Source organism: Pseudoalteromonas sp. OF7H-1, assembly GCF_022347825.1.
Classification (GTDB): Bacteria; Pseudomonadota; Gammaproteobacteria; order Enterobacterales; family Alteromonadaceae; genus Pseudoalteromonas; species Pseudoalteromonas maricaloris.
In genome coordinates this window covers 59,343-77,119 of record NZ_JAKRFX010000020.1, presented here as the reverse complement: position 1 = coordinate 77,119, position 17,777 = coordinate 59,343, and the positions used below count along the sequence as shown (strand labels likewise).

The 17,777-nt window shown below is 42.7% G+C and carries 20 protein-coding genes; 13 read left to right on the top strand and 7 right to left on the bottom strand.

Translation table 11 applies throughout. The features are described from left to right. Nucleotides 1–56 precede the first annotated feature (56 nt). Both MHN30_RS20200 and waaA read right to left on the bottom strand, forming a co-directional pair. Complete coding sequence (locus MHN30_RS20200) at nucleotides 57–599, bottom strand: DUF1415 domain-containing protein (protein ID WP_239360915.1); 543 nt, start codon at nucleotides 597–599, stop codon at nucleotides 57–59. 3 nt (nucleotides 600–602) lie between these two features. Beyond that, nucleotides 603–1,871 (bottom strand): lipid IV(A) 3-deoxy-D-manno-octulosonic acid transferase, encoded by a 1,269-nt coding sequence (waaA, locus tag MHN30_RS20195; RefSeq protein ID WP_239360914.1) that lies wholly within the window; start codon nucleotides 1,869–1,871, stop codon nucleotides 603–605. Nucleotides 1,872–2,016: 145 nt separating this feature from the next. On the opposite strand from waaA, the gene MHN30_RS20190 reads away from it, so the two are divergent. The 3 genes from MHN30_RS20190 to hldE are packed head-to-tail and all read left to right on the top strand — an operon-like array spanning nucleotide 2,017 to nucleotide 5,544. Beyond that, a complete protein-coding gene (locus tag MHN30_RS20190; protein ID WP_239360913.1) occupies nucleotides 2,017–3,462 on the top strand; it encodes a capsule assembly Wzi family protein in 1,446 nt (481 codons plus the stop codon). Nucleotides 3,463–3,502: 40 nt separating this feature from the next. Beyond that, nucleotides 3,503–4,099, top strand: coding sequence for an SIS domain-containing protein (locus tag MHN30_RS20185; protein WP_039491395.1), 597 nt, complete (start codon nucleotides 3,503–3,505; stop codon nucleotides 4,097–4,099). Then, nucleotides 4,096–5,544, top strand: coding sequence for a bifunctional D-glycero-beta-D-manno-heptose-7-phosphate kinase/D-glycero-beta-D-manno-heptose 1-phosphate adenylyltransferase HldE (hldE, locus tag MHN30_RS20180; protein WP_130125794.1), 1,449 nt, complete (start codon nucleotides 4,096–4,098; stop codon nucleotides 5,542–5,544). The genes MHN30_RS20185 and hldE overlap by 4 nt, the downstream gene beginning before the upstream one ends. Here the strand turns inward: hldE and MHN30_RS20175 are convergent. Continuing rightward, a complete protein-coding gene (locus MHN30_RS20175; RefSeq protein ID WP_239360912.1) occupies nucleotides 5,541–6,254 on the bottom strand; it encodes a 3-deoxy-D-manno-octulosonic acid kinase in 714 nt (237 codons plus the stop codon). The two genes, hldE and MHN30_RS20175, sit on opposite strands and share 4 nt — an antisense overlap. A gap of 107 nt (nucleotides 6,255–6,361) precedes the next feature. Here MHN30_RS20175 and MHN30_RS20170 point away from each other — a divergent pair, with 107 nt between their 5' ends. From MHN30_RS20170 to glpG, 6 genes are all read left to right on the top strand, one after another. Further along, the gene (locus tag MHN30_RS20170) at nucleotides 6,362–7,429 is read left to right on the top strand and encodes a glycosyltransferase family 9 protein (protein ID WP_239360911.1); all 1,068 of its coding nucleotides are present in this window, start codon (nucleotides 6,362–6,364) and stop codon (nucleotides 7,427–7,429) included. Continuing rightward, on the top strand, nucleotides 7,422–7,976 hold the full coding sequence (gmhB, locus tag MHN30_RS20165; RefSeq protein WP_239360909.1) for a D-glycero-beta-D-manno-heptose 1,7-bisphosphate 7-phosphatase: 555 nt from the start codon (nucleotides 7,422–7,424) through the stop codon (nucleotides 7,974–7,976). The genes MHN30_RS20170 and gmhB overlap by 8 nt, the downstream gene beginning before the upstream one ends. Before the next feature lie 214 nt (nucleotides 7,977–8,190). After that, nucleotides 8,191–9,387, top strand: a complete 1,197-nt coding sequence (locus MHN30_RS20160) for a glycine C-acetyltransferase (protein ID WP_010374617.1) — start codon at nucleotides 8,191–8,193, stop codon at nucleotides 9,385–9,387. 44 nt (nucleotides 9,388–9,431) lie between these two features. Continuing rightward, nucleotides 9,432–10,457, top strand: a complete 1,026-nt coding sequence (tdh, locus tag MHN30_RS20155; RefSeq protein ID WP_010374618.1) for an L-threonine 3-dehydrogenase — start codon at nucleotides 9,432–9,434, stop codon at nucleotides 10,455–10,457. Between the two features lie 104 nt (nucleotides 10,458–10,561). Then, the gene (gene glpE / locus MHN30_RS20150; RefSeq protein ID WP_130163446.1) at nucleotides 10,562–10,879 is read left to right on the top strand and encodes a thiosulfate sulfurtransferase GlpE; all 318 of its coding nucleotides are present in this window, start codon (nucleotides 10,562–10,564) and stop codon (nucleotides 10,877–10,879) included. Further along, a complete protein-coding gene (gene glpG / locus MHN30_RS20145; protein ID WP_239360907.1) occupies nucleotides 10,876–11,703 on the top strand; it encodes a rhomboid family intramembrane serine protease GlpG in 828 nt (275 codons plus the stop codon). Before glpE ends, glpG begins: the two co-directional genes overlap by 4 nt. 53 nt (nucleotides 11,704–11,756) lie before the next feature. On the opposite strand, the gene MHN30_RS20140 is transcribed toward glpG, so the two are convergent. Then, nucleotides 11,757–12,152 carry a flagellar basal body-associated protein FliL gene (locus MHN30_RS20140; protein WP_039491379.1) on the bottom strand — a complete coding sequence of 132 codons (396 nt, stop codon included), beginning with the start codon at nucleotides 12,150–12,152 and terminating at the stop codon, nucleotides 11,757–11,759. A gap of 157 nt (nucleotides 12,153–12,309) precedes the next feature. Between MHN30_RS20140 and MHN30_RS20135 the strand changes: the two genes are divergently transcribed. Together MHN30_RS20135 and ubiA are read left to right on the top strand one after the other, a co-directional pair. Then, nucleotides 12,310–12,837, top strand: a complete 528-nt coding sequence (locus tag MHN30_RS20135; RefSeq protein WP_239360905.1) for a chorismate lyase — start codon at nucleotides 12,310–12,312, stop codon at nucleotides 12,835–12,837. Further along, entirely contained in the window at nucleotides 12,830–13,693 is an 864-nt protein-coding gene (ubiA, locus tag MHN30_RS20130; RefSeq protein WP_222241413.1) for a 4-hydroxybenzoate octaprenyltransferase, read from the top strand. The genes MHN30_RS20135 and ubiA overlap by 8 nt, the downstream gene beginning before the upstream one ends. A gap of 56 nt (nucleotides 13,694–13,749) precedes the next feature. On the opposite strand, the gene MHN30_RS20125 is transcribed toward ubiA, so the two are convergent. The 3 genes from MHN30_RS20125 to MHN30_RS20115 all read right to left on the bottom strand — a co-directional run bounded on the left by MHN30_RS20125 (nucleotide 13,750) and on the right by MHN30_RS20115 (nucleotide 16,741). Beyond that, complete coding sequence (locus tag MHN30_RS20125; RefSeq protein ID WP_017216523.1) at nucleotides 13,750–14,652, bottom strand: LysR family transcriptional regulator; 903 nt, start codon at nucleotides 14,650–14,652, stop codon at nucleotides 13,750–13,752. A 108-nt stretch (nucleotides 14,653–14,760) separates the two neighbouring features. After that, entirely contained in the window at nucleotides 14,761–16,284 is a 1,524-nt protein-coding gene (locus MHN30_RS20120; protein WP_039491371.1) for a DUF3369 domain-containing protein, read from the bottom strand. A 58-nt stretch (nucleotides 16,285–16,342) separates the two neighbouring features. After that, complete coding sequence (locus tag MHN30_RS20115) at nucleotides 16,343–16,741, bottom strand: DUF2721 domain-containing protein (protein WP_010374626.1); 399 nt, start codon at nucleotides 16,739–16,741, stop codon at nucleotides 16,343–16,345. A 109-nt stretch (nucleotides 16,742–16,850) separates the two neighbouring features. On the opposite strand from MHN30_RS20115, the gene MHN30_RS20110 reads away from it, so the two are divergent. Further along, entirely contained in the window at nucleotides 16,851–17,198 is a 348-nt protein-coding gene (locus MHN30_RS20110) for a DUF2007 domain-containing protein (protein WP_130163450.1), read from the top strand. Continuing rightward, nucleotides 17,182–17,775 carry a YjaG family protein gene (locus tag MHN30_RS20105; RefSeq protein WP_239360903.1) on the top strand — a complete coding sequence of 198 codons (594 nt, stop codon included), beginning with the start codon at nucleotides 17,182–17,184 and terminating at the stop codon, nucleotides 17,773–17,775. Before MHN30_RS20110 ends, MHN30_RS20105 begins: the two co-directional genes overlap by 17 nt. Nucleotides 17,776–17,777 lie beyond the last annotated feature (2 nt).

The following is a 17,777-nucleotide window of genomic DNA, read 5'->3' as shown; positions in this document are numbered from 1 at the left end:
TCTTACAAGAAAAGGCTGGCTAAACCAGCCTTTTGACTATTTATCCGAAGCTTAGGTTAATTAGCTTTGTGGCATTGCTGAAGCAAATGCTGCCAAAACGCTTCCCCTTTACGCCTTGCGAGACGGATATTATTTTCTGGGATCTGCTCAGGATCGTCATACTCTGCTAATGCTTGAGCCATACTTTCTTCGCGGATCAAGTGGAGTGTTGGGTAGGGCGCGCGGTTAGTGTAGTTTGCTGCGTCATGCTCATCGCTATCAGCGAAAACATAATCAGGATGAAAAGTGGCAATTTGATAAGTGCCTTCAAACCCTTGCGCTACTAATAAAGCGTTTGCTAGGTCGACGAGATCCAAAAAGTCGTCAAAATTGCTAAAACCTTTATCAAATATAACTAGTGTTGTTTCTCGCTCTGGCTCATGGTTTAACTCTGAGCACTGCTCTAACATATCCATCACGGCATCGTCGTGGCTTATCGCTTGAGACACGAAATAATGAATGCTGTTACTTTCAACTTCCTGTCGAGCAAACGGGCAAAAGTTGTATTTCACAATGACTTGGCTAACCCAGTTTTGCATTGTAGAGATGACTGTATTCATGAATTATTCCAAGCTCTTATTGATTAGTTTCATGGTTTTAGCAATAGCCCCGGTATTTTCAACTAGTACCGATTGAGCATTAGCACCGATTTGCGCTCGAAGCGATTTATCTTCAAATAGCGTAATAATTTGAGCGGCAAGCTTGTCCTCATCATCGACTACGATGGCACCTTGTTGCGCGATAAGTTGAGGGTATATATGCGCAAAATTATAGGTATGTGGGCCGGTTAAAATTGGTACACCATGAGCTGCCGCTTCTAGTGGGTTATGACCGCCGCGTTCAATCAAGCTACCACCAATATAGGCGATATCGGCACCGCCAAATAGCCACTTTAATTCCCCTAAAGTATCCGCTAACAAGACCGAAGCTTCTGCGTTTATACCGTTACTACTCTTTTTGGTAAAAGCGATCTCTTGTTCACTGAGGTAGTCAGCAACCGCTTGAAACTGCTCGGGATGGCGAGGCGCGATAATGAGTAACGCATTACTTACCTGCTTTAATACTCGCTGATGTGCAGCAATGACTTGCTCATGCTCCTTAGGATGCGTAGATCCTGCAAGCCAAATTAACCGCTCGGGGTAATTTTCTTGAAACTGTCTTGCCTTTGCAATTTCTTCTTCGGTGATTGAGATATCAAACTTGATTGAGCCGGTAATGTGAAGCTTAGATTGAACAAGCCCGAGCTTGATGAAACGCTCGCCGTCTTCTTCATTATGGGCTGCAAGCAGATCTATGTTGCTCATTAAGCCTTTGGTTAACCAAGCATGCTTTTTATAACCTTGGTATGACTTTTCAGAGAGTCTGGCATTGACTACCAAGGTTTTACATTGGTTTTGTTTGGCGTAATAAAAAAGATTAGGCCACAGCTCAGTTTCCATCACAATAAGGAGTTTGGGCTTCAAGGTCATGAAAAACTTTCTGACCGCAAAAGCAAAATCTATAGGTAAATAACAGACATGTACTTGTACATCACTGTGAAAAGCTTTTGTTATCTCTTCTCTACCTGTCGGGGTGTTACAAGTGACAATGATTGGAGCTGCAGCTTGTTCTTTAAGTACTGATTTTATGAGAGGTGTGGCTGCAAGCACTTCCCCAACAGAGGCGCAATGGATCACAACAGCATGTTGCGGCAGCTTGTTTGGGTTAAAGCCTAAGCGCTCTGTAAAATGAGTTCGATAGCCTGGGTTTTTCCTACCTCGAATAAAATACAGATAACTCAATAAAATAGGTGCTAATACTAGCAACAGTAAGGAATATAGTCGGCGCGCCATAGGAGTCGCTTAAGCTCAAAAATCAGTATTTTACCTTGTTCCAAGGCGAAATTGAATGAACAACACAATTTTACACAGTTCAACAGATGCCTATGGGCTTTTGGTTTGGTAGTATTTAGCGCATTAAAAGTAATGGAATAACAAAATGAATTTAGCTCGAGTACTCGCTTGCTGTAGTTTATTAGCTTCGAATCTCGCTTTTGCGAGCCCCACAGCTTATTTACCCATTGGACAAGATCCGCTGTTGGAATATCAAATCGATAAAATGTTTGCGTTGACCGTTGGTACGCCTATGGCAAAGCCTTACCGTATCAGTGAAATCAAGATGCATTTGATGAAGCTTAGGCATATTGACGCCACATTACAGCAGAGTATTAGTCAGGGGATTGCACCTTATCTGCAGGACGATGCGTTGACACAAAGATCGATAACACTGCGTGTTGATAGCGGTGAAGAAAAGCAAATAGCCAACGATAGAGGTAATTACAGCGGTGAATATGCTGAATTGGGGCTCGGTGGTGTTTGGCGTGGAAGCGAATCAAGCATTTTACAAATCGGTGCTGAGTATCGAGTAAATGCAAACAAACTTGTTCCATACAATACTTTTTATGGCATGTCCTACGGTAACTTGCAGCTTAATTTAGGATATAAAGAACATTGGTTTTCACCATTTAAGCATTCGGCTCAAGTATATTCTAATAACGCTAGACCCTCATTATCAGCTTCTTTGGGTTTAGTTGTGCCTATTCGAAATTGGTGGAACTTCGATTTTGAGCTGTTTTATTCTGAACTAGAGAAAGTCCATGACGGGATTCGTTTTCAAGGCACGCTTCACGATGGAACACCTAAAATAGCGGGTAGTCACTTTAGTATAGAGCCATTAGCTGGATGGAAAATCGGTCTAAACAGAGTCATGCAATTCGGAGGCGGGCCTAGAAAAGTAGATTTTAAGGACTTTGTTAAGGCATATTTTGACCCTGTTGGAAACGATAATAAGATAGGTGATCTCACTCAAGATGATGAACTGGGCGATCAATGGGCAACTATCACGACCAGCTTTACTACAAATTACGGCACTCAAGCACAATGGTATTTAGAATACGGTGGTGAGGATAGCAATAACCATAAAAACTATTTGTTTGGTAATACGGTTGTCAATGTTGGCGTTTTTCTCCCTCAATTGACTTCAACGACTTCATTACGCTATGAGTTTACTGATATGGAAAGCTTATGGTATGTAAACGAAATTTACGATACTTATGGCAATACGATCGACGGATTTGGCGTTGGGCATTTTGCTGCAAACCATCGCCAGTTCGATGATGGTGCACCGACGCAAATTCACGTTTTAGAAGGTACTTATCAATCAGATTATCGTTCATTATGGCGAGCTAAGCTTTCAGTTATCGATAATGAAAGTAATTATTTGAATGAACTTGGTGAGCTTGGCGCTGAGTACGAACGTGGCTACGAGTTTGAGCTGGCGCATATTGGTGAAGCTTATAGCAAGCAAATCGAAACGAAATTAACCTTGGGTAAAGATGTCTTCGGTGAGAATTACACTTGGTTATCAGTCCATGTATACTGGTAGGTATCACGCGGGACAAGCATAGAATAGTTTAGGAACAAATATGTCATTGAATGAACAAGTAGCACAAAGCTACTTCGCAAGCTTACAGCGCCATGTTGATGTTTTTGAAACAATGGCAAACTATCACCAAGAATGTGTTGAGCTACTTGAAGCATGCCAAAGCACGTTAGCAGCCGGTGGTAAGGTCATTTGGTTTGGTAATGGTGGTAGCGCGGCAGATGCGCAGCACCTAGCTGCAGAATTTGTGGTGCGTTACAAATTAGAGCGCGGTCCTTTAGCTTCGATTGCATTAACTACCGACACCTCAATTTTGACCGCGCACAGCAATGACTATCACTTTGACTCAGTATTTGAACGTCAGGTTCAGGCACTTTGTAAACCAGAAGATATGGTGATTGGTTTAACCACATCAGGTACGAGCCCTAATATCAATTTGGCACTTCAAGCCGCAAATGAAATTGGCGCGTTTACCGTGGCATTGACAGGTAGAACTGGTGGCAAAGTGAAGGACATTGCTAAATTACCGATTATTATCGCAAACGATGAGACAGCGCGTATTCAAGAAGCGCATATGTTTATTGGTCACTGGCTATGCGAAGCGGTCGATATGCTCGTTGCGGCGGAGCAAAAAGCATGAAGTTAGCGGCGCTTCAACAGCTAAATAAAGCCAAGGTATTGGTGGTTGGCGATGTGATGTTGGATAGATACTGGCATGGAGATACTGGGCGCATTTCTCCTGAGGCTCCAGTGCCTGTGGTGAAAGTCAGCGCATTAGAAGACAAAGCTGGTGGTGCGGCGAACGTTGCCAAAAACATCGCTCACCTAGATGGTAAAGTGGGTTTGCTTGGACTTATCGGCGAAGATGACAATGGCAAAACGCTTGAGGCTATTCTTACCAAAGAAAATATTGAATCTAGCTTAGTTAACGTCGTTGAGCTGCCGACTATCGCAAAAATGCGTGTGATCAGCCGTCATCAGCAAGTGGTTAGACTCGATTTAGAAGAGCCCTTTCAGTTATCTCACAGTCAACTCTTGCTTGAGCGTCTAAAGCAAGAAGTTGATAAGTATGACTTTGTGTTGTTTAGCGACTACAACAAAGGCGCTTTGTGCGCCATTTCAGAAATGATTGCGGTGGCTAAAGCTGCTGGTAAAACGGTACTTATCGACCCTAAAAATAGTGACTTGAGCCTCTATCAAGGTGCTGATTTTATTACGCCTAACTTAAACGAATTTAAACTCGCTGGTGGAGACACAAGTAGCGAAGAGGCACTCACCTCTAGTGCGCGCGAACTCCTTAAAACGTCAGGGATCGGCGCTATGTTGCTGACGCGCTCCGAGCAAGGCATGTCTTTGATAACCAATACTGAAAAGTTTGATTTCCCAGCTCAAGTACAGGAAGTAAGTGATGTTACGGGAGCTGGTGATACCGTGATCGCCACACTGACGACGATGTTAGGCGCTGGAATGTCGGCTAAAGACGCGGTGGAAGTAGCAAATATTGCCGCAGGTATTGCCGTGAGTAAATTAGGCGCTGCAACGGTGTCACCGGAAGAGTTGAGTCGCAAACTGGGTCAATATCTTAGAGAAACGGGCGAGCACTACCAAACGCCGTTTGAAGAAGTGCTTAAGCATATTACTTTTGCCAAGCAAAACGGCGAAACCATTGTGTTTACCAACGGCTGCTTTGATATTCTCCATGCAGGTCATGTGCGTTATTTAGCGCAAGCTAAAGCGATGGGCGACAGACTCGTTGTTGGGTTAAATAATGATGAATCGATCTCGCGTCTCAAAGGACCTGAACGTCCAATCAATCCATTGAAAGAGCGGGCTATGGTGTTATCTGCACTCGCTTCTGTGGATTGGGTTATTCCGTTTGGCAGTGTTGAAGAAAATGATACACCAGCTAAGTTGATAGAAATGGTCAGCCCTGACATTTTGGTCAAAGGTGGTGACTATAAAGTGGAAGATATTGCTGGTGCAGAGCATGTGCTTAATCAAGGTGGAAAAGTTGAGGTGTTAGCATTTTTGGATGGCTGCTCGACTTCCAATGTGATTAAAAAGGCACAGTTACAAAAAAGTTAACGTGCGTTGCGATAGGCTTGCATTAATACTTGCCACTGATTTTCATCAAAATAAAAGGTCGGCCATTTACCGGCCTCTTTTTTAAATGAACGTTGCAAACGCTCCATGTTTGCGTGCTGCCAACTTAGGTTTGGCTGCATGATTTTGCCCTTATCAAAATCAATTAGAAATACTTTGCCGTCGGCATCAAATAAAATATTGTTGATGTTCAAATCATCATGATAGGCACCGGCTTGATGAAACTGAGCAATGGTGTGGCCGATACTTTCCAGTTCATTTGTACTAAGCGCTCTTGCTTGCAAAATTTCGCAAACACTGGTGGCATCAGACACCGCTTCGGTCAAAATATCTGCACGATAAATACCAAAATGAAGTGATATTCTTGCGCCAAGTGGCGTTGGGACTGGTAAACCTTGTCGTTGTAGTTGCTCTAGCAAGGCAAACTCTTGATATACGCGAGTATTTTCTAATTTGGTAAAAATATATTGATCACTCAACAGCTTGCCGATTAAGCCGCCACGATAATAGTGCTTAAGTACCGCAACGCTTTGATTAAACCGTACGAACCACGCTGTTGCTCGGCCTTCTTTCGAGCCGACAATCGCATTATTTTTCTGCCAATATTCAGGGTCAAACATTTCTTCTGAAACATCATAATCTAGGGCTGAAGGCGTTAGTAAATAGCTATGCGGCTGTTTGGTGATTTGCACAATATAGGATTCTTAAGAGTCAATTGTGACATTCTAACTATTTTTCATCCTCAGTGAAACTTGCAAACTTGTTTGATTAATTTAAGATCAAGCGCTTGTTACTTTCCATGAGAACTATTGTTTTGAGCAAATCCTTGACCTCTATTTGTATTTTGCGACTTTCTGCGATTGGCGACGTATGCCATGCCGTGAGTGCTGTACAGGCGATCCAACGTGCACATCCGCAAGCGAAAATAACGTGGGTGATAGGTAAAGTGGAAGCCATGTTACTGGCTGACCTACCCGGTGTTGAGCTCGTCGTATTTGACAAAAAGCAGGGTAAAGCTGCGCTCAAGGCGTTAAAGGCAAAGTTCAAAGGGCAAAAGTTTGACGTATTACTACATATGCAGGTTGCGTTAAGAGCCAACCTTGTTGCACGAGTTATTCCTGCAAAGCAAAAAATAGGCTTTGATAAAGGGCGCTCAAAAGAGTTACACAGTTTGTTTATTAACAAGCGGATCGCACCTCAACAGTCGCCACATGTGCTCGAAGGTTTCCAAAACTTTGCCCGTGCAATTGGTGCTGAGTGCGGTGAGCCAACATGGCAGATGCCAGTGACGGCAGCTCATCAAGCTGCGGCAAAATCACTATTGCCCGAAGGAAAAGTGTTTGTGATATCGCCTGCGGCAAGTAAAGCCGAGCGCAATTGGCTTTCTGAGCGTTATGCTAGGGTTGCAGATCATGCTGCTGCATTGGGGTTTCAGGTGGTGATAACGGGCGGCCCAACGGAGCTTGAGCAAAACTTAGCAGCCGAAATTCAACAACACAGCCAAGCTGAGTTATTAAACTTAGTGGGAAAAACTGACTTGAAAACCCTACTTTGTGTGTTGGAGCAAGCCGAATTGGTGCTAGCACCTGATACCGGGCCTGCTCATATGGCCGTGACAGTTGGAACGCCGGTGATAGGTTTGTATGCTCACTCCAACCCAACTCGCACAGGGCCATACATGTATCAAGACTATGTGGTTGAGGTTTATCATCAAAACCTCATTGCGCAAAAGGGTAAAACTGCTGAACAATTACCCTGGGGAACACGGGTAAAAGGTAGCGAACTCATGTCTCAAATTTCCGTTGATGCAGTAATTACGATGTTTGATCGGGTAATAAAAGATCAGGGGATTGTGACCAATGGATAAGGCTGTATTTTTAGATAGAGACGGCGTTGTTAATAAAGATCACGCCTATGTTCATAAAATTGCGGATTTTGAGTTTATCGATGGGGTATTCAGTGCCTGCCAAGCATTTAGCAAAGCCGGTTATAAAATTGTGGTCGTGACGAATCAGTCGGGCATTGGCCGAGGTTACTACGATGAAGCACAATTTCACGCGTTAAGCGAGTGGATGTGCGCGCAGTTTATGGCGCATGGTATTGACATCGCTGGTGTTTATTTTTGTCCTCACCACCCAGAAAAGGCACAAGGCCCATATAAAGTAGAGTGTGACTGTCGTAAACCAGAACCCGGGATGCTGCTGCAAGCGATAGCCGAGCATGACTTGGATCCTGCGCAAAGTATTATGATTGGTGATAAAGTCTCAGACATCAAGGCTGCCCGCGCTGCTGGCGTAAAAACAGCCATTTTAGTTGAGTCTGGGCAGAGTTTTAGTCAAGAGCAACAACAGCTCGCGGACAAAGTATGTGCTTCGTTGGCGGAGGTACCAGCCGCACTATGTTTGTCTGAGTAAAATAAAGTTTGCTGCCAGTTGTCGCAAATCGTGCATTTATTGTGTGAACCTTTTAAAATAAAGATATCTTTTAATGTACCAGGTATGATTGAATTGGTACGTTCCAATTAACTTGAGCTAATTAGCACAAGCGTAAACTTCTGATAGTGAGAATGACAACCGCCTATGGCGATACGTAGCTTACTATCACCGTGCAAAAAATGGAGACTCCCAGATGAGAGCATCGGCCTTCTACAGCCAGCTTCAGCAACAAATTGAAGAAGTAAAAGCTGAAGGATTATATAAAAAAGAGCGTATTATCACTTCTCAGCAGCAAGCTGAAATTGCAGTATCGACTGGCGAAAGTGTAATTAACTTCTGTGCAAACAACTATCTAGGTTTGGCGAACCACCCAGAGCTCATTAAAGCGGCGCAGGGCGGCCTTGATGACCATGGTTTTGGTGTCGCGTCGGTGCGTTTTATCTGTGGTACGCAAGATATTCACAAAACGCTTGAAGCAAAGATCAGTGAATTTCTAGAAACAGAAGATACTATCCTTTACTCTTCATGCTTTGACGCCAATGCTGGTTTATTCGAAACTATCTTAGGCCCTGAAGATGCAATTATCTCGGACTCATTAAATCACGCTTCTATCATTGATGGTGTGCGTTTATGTAAAGCTAAGCGTTTCCGCTACGCTAACAACGATATGGCTGATCTTGAGCAGCAGTTAATAGCTGCTGATGAAGCTGGTGTGAAAACCAAGCTTATCGCCACCGATGGCGTATTCTCAATGGATGGCGTTATTTGTAACTTAAAAGCGGTTTGTGACTTAGCGGACAAGTATGACGCATTAGTGATGGTTGATGATTCACATGCGGTGGGCTTTGTTGGCGAAAATGGCCGCGGAACACCGGAATACTGTGGTGTATTAGACCGAGTGGATATCATTACAGGAACGCTTGGTAAAGCACTTGGCGGTGCATCGGGCGGTTACACCTCTGGTAAGAAAGAAATCGTAGAGTGGTTACGTCAGCGTTCACGCCCTTATTTATTCTCAAACTCGCTAGCGCCTTCAATTGTTACAGCTTCAATCAAGGTACTAGACATGATGAAAGAAGGCGATGCCCTACGTGCTAAACTATGGGATAACGCAGCTTACTTCCGTACTAAGATGGAAGCTGTTGGTTTTACTTGTGCGGGTAAAGATCACGCGATTATTCCGGTTATGTTAGGCGATGCCAAAGTGGCCTCAGAAATGGCTGACAGACTGCTAGCTGAAGGGATCTATGTGATCGGTTTCTCTTATCCTGTCGTGCCAAAAGGTCAAGCTAGGATCAGAACACAAATTTCAGCTGCGCATACTACTGAGCAGCTAGACAAAGCAATCGAAGCCTTTACCCGTATTGGTAAAGACCTAGGCGTCATTTAATTTTGCCACCGGCATTAAGCCGGTGCAGCTAACGAGCGAATACTATGAAAGCATTATCCAAGTTGAAAGCTGAAGAAGGAATTTGGATGGCGGATGTGCCAAAACCGGAAGTAGGGCACAACGATCTATTGATCAAAATCCGTAAAACAGCAATTTGTGGTACCGACGTACACATCTACAAATGGGATGAGTGGGCACAAAACACTATCCCAACTCCAATGGTTGTGGGACACGAATACGTAGGTGAAGTGGTCGATATGGGCCAAGAAGTACGTGGTTTTAGCATTGGCGACCGAGTCTCTGGTGAAGGTCATATCACATGTGGTCATTGTCGTAATTGTCGTGCTGGTCGCGTTCACCTATGTCGTAACACCATTGGGGTAGGCGTTAACCGCGAAGGTTCATTTGCAGAATACCTAGTTATTCCTGCTTATAATGCGTTTAAGATCCCTGACAACATTTCAGATGAACTCGCTTCTATCTTCGACCCATTCGGTAATGCAGTGCACACCGCATTGTCGTTTGACTTAGTTGGTGAAGACGTCCTCATTACTGGTGCGGGCCCAATTGGTATTATGGCTGCGGCAGTGGCGAAACACGTCGGTGCGCGTCATGTGGTGATCACAGATGTAAACGAATATCGCCTTGAGCTAGCCACTAAAATGGGTGCTACGCGAGCAGTAAATGTTGCCAGTGAAAGCCTCGAAACGGTTATGAAAGATCTTGGTATGACAGAAGGGTTCGATGTTGGGCTTGAAATGTCAGGTGTTCCTTCTGCATTTAAAGGCATGTTAAACAGCATGAACCATGGTGGTAAGATTGCAATGCTGGGCATTCCTCCTTCTGACATGGCGGTGGATTGGAACCAAGTGATCTTCAAGGGTCTAGTGATCAAGGGTATTTACGGCCGTGAAATGTTTGAAACTTGGTACAAAATGGCAAGTTTGATCCAGTCAGGCTTAAACCTTGACCCAATCATTACACATCAGTTCCATGTTGATGACTTCCAGACTGGCTTTGATACGATGATTTCAGGGCAATCAGGTAAAGTTATTCTGAATTGGGATTAATGCTCAACTTTGCTTAGTGCATGTATGAGTAGTTATAATAGGAAGACGGCTAGGTCAATAAGGCTTAAGCCGTCTTTTATTTTTTAGTTTTAAATGGGTAACACATGTCTTTTAAACATATTTCAGTAGCAGACACACAGGCGCTTTTAGGCAAAGATGATGTTGTGGTAGCAGACATTCGCGATGAAAATACCTTTTCACAAGGGCATATTCCTGGCGCCGAACATTTATCTAACGCTAATCTTGCACATTTCATGCAGGAGAAAGAGTTTGACCAACCTATTGTTGTGGTGTGTTATCACGGGATCTCCTCACAAGGCGCAGCTAACTACCTAGTTGAGCAAGGCTTTGAAGATGTTTACAGTATGGATGGCGGTTTTACGCAGTGGGCAAGTGAATTGCCAAATGAGATTGAAAAGTGAAGTTAATAGCCCATTATCACAATGCACGACTAGCTCAAGGTGCGGTCGATTATTTTAAGACGCAAGAGGTTTATTGTGTTTTGCAAAGTCACGATGGGCAACAAGTTGAAGTTTGGCTAGAGCGTGGTGATGAAGCGCTTGCTATGCGTCTTTGGCAAACGTTTTTGGAGCAACCTGAGGCAGAGTTATATCAAGCGGCTTCTTGGCAAACAGGAAGTACACAAGGGTTATTTAGCTACCAAGGCCAAAACTTAAACTTAGTAAAGCGCTTTTTGGGATTGAACTGGTTATTACAGGGCGTTTTTGGTGTCAGTATTATTATTTTTGTCGCCATGTTATTTGGTGACGCTAATGGCATCTTTTCTGCGCTACGCTTTTCCCTAGATAAACCTTGGACTTGGATAGCGCCTACGCTCATACATTTTAGCGCCATACATTTGATTTTTAATTTAAGCTGGTGGTTACACCTTGGCGCGCAAATTTCAGAGAAACTTGGGCTCTGGGCGTTAGTTTGCATCTACTTTGTAACTGGCTTAACCAGTAATTTTATGCAGTACTTATTCGTTGACGCTAATTTTGGTGGACTGAGTGGCGTGGTCTATGGGCTACTTGGCTTTTGTTGGGTAATTGGTCATCGAAACCCCACTGGAGCGGCTTTGGTCTCTAAGCCTGTTATTGGTTTTATGCTGCTTTGGATGCTGTTTGGATTTACGGATATGTTTTTCATCAACATGGCTAACTGGGCGCATTTGTTCGGATTGCTATCAGGTATGTTGGTTGCGGTATTTTGGCCTATCAACAGGCAATGCAAAGAGAATAGCTAGTTACTTCGAACTCGGGATCTAGCGCTTCCGAGTTCTTGTATGAGTTGGTTCGCTTAGTGATATAAATATTTGGTAAAAAGCACATCTCGAACAATTTCCTGCCCAGTTTCTTCTTTTAGCAGTGTCTTTAGCTTTTCAGCACAGCGTTTTCTGATTTCTTCTCTGCCAGTTAATGACTTAATGGTTTCTTCATTTTCTTTACTCAGGATCTGTACGATTGCATCTCTTAGTAAAGGAGTATGGTGTTCAACCACGGCAATATTTGCAACGTCATTTAACATTAGGTCAACGGTAACACGGACATAACCGAGCTTTTTGTTGGACTGGCCTATGTAGTTTGTGATGATATCTGGCTCAAATCCGTAATACCCAATAGTTGAGTCCGCTTTTACAGGGGAAGCCGTGGTTAATGCAATGCATAATGTGAGTACAACAGCCAACAGTCTCATGTTTAATTAGGTATCCTAATACAAATTACTTTTTACTTAGTTTATACATAATTGCGTTGATTTTACAGGTAGCTTCAATACAAACATAAACTTTTTAGAAAGCCTCTGCTCTGCTATTATGACCGCGGATTTTTAAAACGGAAATAGAACGTTGCCTTTGCAATTACCCTTAGAGCTCCCTTGGCTGAAGAACACACAGTTGGTGGATGTTGAGCCAGCACTTTCTCCTTATTTACTAGAGACTCAATCTCTAACCGCAAAATTGAAAGAAACTTGTGATAAATTTTCTGTAACTGTACTTGCTAATGAGTTCAGGAACGCTCCAGATGCGTTACGTACGGATCTTTCTGAACAGGTTTGGTGTCGAGAAGTAACGTTAAATTGTAACGGTAAAGCAGCTGTATTTGGACAAAGTTGGCTCAATGAGGACGCATGTACTGTAGGCATGGATGCAATCGGTGAGACACCTTTGGGTGAGTTACTGTTTACTGATTCAAATTGGCAGCGCGGAACCCTTGAGTTTCTTCGCTTATCTACTGCCGACTATCCGGCCCTGATTGAACTTATTGCACCCACTACTGGCGTCGCCCCAGAGCGTTTATTTGCTAGAAGAAGCTGGTTTAAAAACGGCAAAGCAAAGATTTTAGTTTGTGAAGTCTTTATATCGGAAAGCTTTTATGATTGACCACCAGAAATGGCAGGCTTACAGCCAACTTATGCGATTAGATAAGCCAATCGGGACTTTACTATTATTGTGGCCAACGCTTTGGTCACTGTGGTTTGCAGCTGAAGGTGTTCCAAGTATTTGGCTTATTGTAATCTTTGCTCTGGGTGTATTAGTAATGCGCAGTGCGGGTTGTGTTATCAATGATTTTGCTGATCGCAAGGTTGATGGGGCTGTAAAGCGTACGGCGACAAGACCGCTTGCAAGGGGCGCTGTAACGAGTAAAGAAGCGCTAGGTCTATTTGCTATTTTGGTCGCGGTGGCTTTTATTTTGGTGCTTTTTTTAAACTGGCAAACCATTGTATTATCGCTTGGCGCGCTTGCGTTAGCCTCTGTTTATCCTTTCATGAAACGTTATACAAACTTACCTCAACTCGTACTTGGGGCTGCCTTTAGCTGGGCAATACCGATGGCTTTTATGGCAGTAAATCAAAATGTGCCAGTGCTTGCTTGGGTATTGTTTGTTGCGAATTTAATATGGACGGTCGCTTATGACACTATGTACGCCATGGTAGATAGGGATGATGATTTGAAGATAGGGGTAAAGTCTACAGCGATTTTATTCGGCAAATGGGATCTCCATATTATTGCGTTGCTCAATATCACATTTATCGCGATGATGGCTGCAGTTGGTGTAACGTTTGACTTGAATCTCGCTTTTTGGTGCGGCTTACTAGCAGCCTCTGTGCTGCTTATTAGGCAACAATATGCCATACGCTACAGAGATAGAGACAGATGTTTTTGGGCTTTTTTAAACAATAACTATGTGGGCTTGGCGATTTTTGTCGGGGTCGTGCTGGGCTTTTTACCGCTCTAAAGCGAGTAATTAAAAACGGGCAAGTAATACAGATTATTTGCCCGTCTGTTTAGCAACTAATAAGTTACTGTTTGCTTGCTAGATGAAGATGCTGCATCCTCAATTAGCTCAAGCAAGTGATTGATATGCGCATTAGAGCCAACTTGATGATTGGTTTGTACAATCAACTGTTCTCTATCCAAAGCCTTATTGGTTTTTAAGAAAACTAAGTTAGGATCTTGTGCGATAGTTTTGGAATGTTCGATACTCGCAATTGCAAAGCTATTGCTATTCTTCAAACCATCAATTACTTGTTCAATATTACCAATCTTAACGCTCGTTGATTTGTTTAACGAGTCAACGGCTTCATTAAGCATACTTTGTACTTGCTTCGACTGTGAGAAACAGCCATACATAGGGTATTGCGTTAATTCGGCTTTTCTGATGCTGTCTTGATTTGCTAGAGGATGATTTCTCGAAACAAATAAAACTAACTGATCAGGCAGGTGAATATCACTCACTATGCTATTTGCACTTTGTAAATACACGCTGATATCAATCTCACCAAGTTGTAGCTTACGAGTAAGCTCCAACTCATCTTGCAACTGCATTTCGATCTTCACATTAGGGTACTGAGCTAAAAACTGACCGCAAGAAACTGGCACGATGCTGCTAGCTTGAGTCGTATAACCAATAATTAACTTTTGGTTATCACGGCCAAACAAACTTTGCTTAATGGTTTTCTTGGTTAGATCGAGTTCTGATAAGGTTGTTTTGCAATACTTTAAGAACAGCTCACCCTGTTCAGTCAGTTTTACTGAACGTGTTGAGCGTTTAACGAGTTCACAACCTATTTCATCTTCAAGGGTTTGGATGCTTCGAGTAAGCGCTGAAGTACTGATCTGGGTTTGTTCTGCGGCTTGTCTAAAATGTCTTAGATTACCTAATGCTACGAACTGCTCGAGTTGTTCAAATCTCATGTGAAATTCCTTTTAATTTCAACTAAAACACATTTATTACGTCTTTTCCCAATAATAATACACCAATCGGGAAAAAGAAAGTGAAGTTTTTACATTCTGATTACAAAGTTAGTCAGGATACCTGTCACGTATCTCAATAAATTGTTCCAGATTTTTTAGAAAAAGGTCAACCAATTTGGGTTCAAATTGTTTACCACTTTGAGTATTTAGCAAATCTATTACTTTATCTAGTGGCCAAGCGGGCTTATAACATCGCTCACTTCCTAGTGCATCAAAGACATCTGCCAGAGCAGTGATCCTGCCGACAATGTTAATTTGCTCTCCCTTTAAACCCCTAGGGTAGCCTGAACCATCCCACTTTTCGTGATGTTGATGTGCGATTAATGCGCCACACTGCAAAATCTCATTTGTTGAATTTTTTAAGATTTCAAACCCTTGCTGCGCATGCGTCTGCATAATTATCCATTCTTCATCAGTGAGTTTTCCGGGTTTATTTAAGATTTGATCTGGAATACTGATTTTGCCAATGTCATGGAGTGGAGAGGCGAGTTTGATGATTTCTGCTTGGTAGTGAGAGAGTCCGTAAAGCTGAGCTAAAAGCATACTATAATGTGCCACGCGTTTTACGTGCGAGCCTGTTTCTTTCGAGCGTTTTTCGACGGCTTCACCTAAAATATAAGAAAGCTCTTTTTGAGAATCTTTGACGGTTTCACGCAACTTCAAGTTGTCGTAGGCTAGTGCAATATTGTTTGCAAAAAATTCAAGTAGCTGGAAGTCCATGCTATGAAGTTCGCTGTCCTTACTCACATAAATCATCGTTTCACTCCCTTCTCTAGAAGGGAAATAGCCAATATATTCATTACGGGTTTTGAGCGATGCTTTTTTATTATGTGTTTCTATAAACAGATTTTGTACATTCTCGGGCAAGGTAACATTACTAGGTTCTACGCCAGCCCCTGAGGCTGCAAGTAGTTTAAATTTTGTCGGTTCGTTGGCTTGGTGATTTACCGCAGCTGCGCAATATATTTCCGAATCAGATAATCCCATTACAGCGGATACATGAGATAATATGGTTGATGCGAAATCCTGAATATTGCTACACTTCAAAAAGTTTGAGGATGCATCAATAATGCGTTCAAGTCCCATTTTGTGCTTTTCGATGGTTTGAATATCCCGGTGAGCCCGTAAAGCAGAATAGAGTAGTGTTTTTAGCTTGACGGCAGTGAGCTCGGTTTTGTTCTTATAGTCATTAATATCGTAATCGCGAATGACCGATTCTTCCGGGGCTTCTCCTGGCTGCCCAGTGCGCAGGACAAGGCGAATATCAAAGTTTGCTAAGTCATCGCGGATATATCGCACTAAATCAAGCCCTGCATGATTACTTTCCATTACGACATCAATGAGGCCTACAGAGATATTCTGCTCCGTGTCCAAGATGGCTTTTGCTTCTTGTGCAGAGTAGGCGTGATGAAATCTCAGTGCTTTATTCTCAAATTTAAAGCCAGACAACACCAGTTTAGTCACTTGGTGAATGTCTTCTTCATCATCTACAACCAGAATATCCCAGTAGGTTTCGGCCATTTTATTTGTAGGGCTTTCTAGCACTTCATCTGAGAACAAAAATCCGCTCACAGATTGCTCCTCTTTTTATGCTGACTCAACGTTAGTATAGTCGGCAGTAACAAGGCCGCTAATCTTGTTGAGGTTTTTTCTCGATATTTTGCAATTCTAGTTCGATTGCATCGCAAGAAATGTGGATTTCATAAAGAGAAAGTAGCAATGACAAGGTCAGGCTACACAGACTCGCACCAAACAATGTGACGCCAAGTAAGGATATTTCAAGAAACAGGGCAAACATTGAAGACGTGCAGAGTAAAAATGCGATTACACCCCATACTTGCATTCGTCTGATCAATCTAATTCGTTTTCTTAAGTTTTCTATTTGTGCTTTAACCAAGGATCTTATGGTGTCGCCTTCTCGGGCGTTTAATTCACGGATCAATTGTGCGAGTACCAAAAAGCGATTGGTGTATGCGAGTAGCAATAAAGAAATTGCTGGGAATAATAGGCCCGGTGTTGTTAGAGTCATAGTCGTATTTTAATGGAATGGCTTGATGTTTAAGTGTGATGATAATGAATGATTTTATCAAGAAACAAATGAGCACAATGAGTGCTAATTCAATAGTGAAGAAAATGCAATGAGTGAACAGTCTTTTCATTGGGTGCAATTGTGCGCTATCAGCGGCTTTGTTGAAGCACATTTGCTCAAAGGTCAACTAGAACAAGCGAATATTCAGGTTCACTTACAAGGTGAGCATTTGTCAGGGGCTATTGGTGAAATTCCAGCAGAGCAAGCTGCCATTAAGCTCTTTGTTTATGCAATAAAGTTACCCGAGGCTCAGGAAATATTGGTAAACTATAACAAATCACGTCATCGCAGTGCCGCCGAGCTGTCGGATTGGCTATGTAATCACTGTGCAGAATTAAATGGACCAGCGTTTGAATATTGCTGGCAATGTGGAAATAAGCATGAGCAAAGCAAATAACTTTCAAAGAATTAGAGAGTTAAATTATCTTCAAAAAGCAGTCTTAGGCGCTGCTATTATTGAACGTATGTTGCCAAATTATTCACTATTTAGTGAGGCAACGGGTTTTGGCGACGAGCAAGTACTCAGAAATGCGCTGAATTTAATTTGGGAGAAAATATTACTGCCAAAGAGCAAGATTAGCTTAGAGAAGCTGGTTGAAAAGGTAGAACCAAATGTACCTGAGCTCAGTGAGTTTGATATGTTTGGTACCTATCCCGCAATCGACGTAGCGACAGCGCTGTTAGGCATGTTACAAGGTCTGATGACAAAAGATGAACATGAGTTTGTAAGCGTTGCCAAAATTTCTCAGGCAACGGTAGCTAAATACATCGAGTTTATGTTGATGGCGGAAGATATATCTCCCACGAATGAGTTAGTGCGTGAGCACCCGCAGATGCAGTATGAAATTGATATCCTCGCTGAGCTTATCGAACATGTGGAAAATATGGGGCGTATTAGCAGCGAATCGGTGAAGTCACTAAAGGCCTTGGCACTAGCTGACGGCCAAACAAATATTGGTTTGGAACTTGAGTAGTT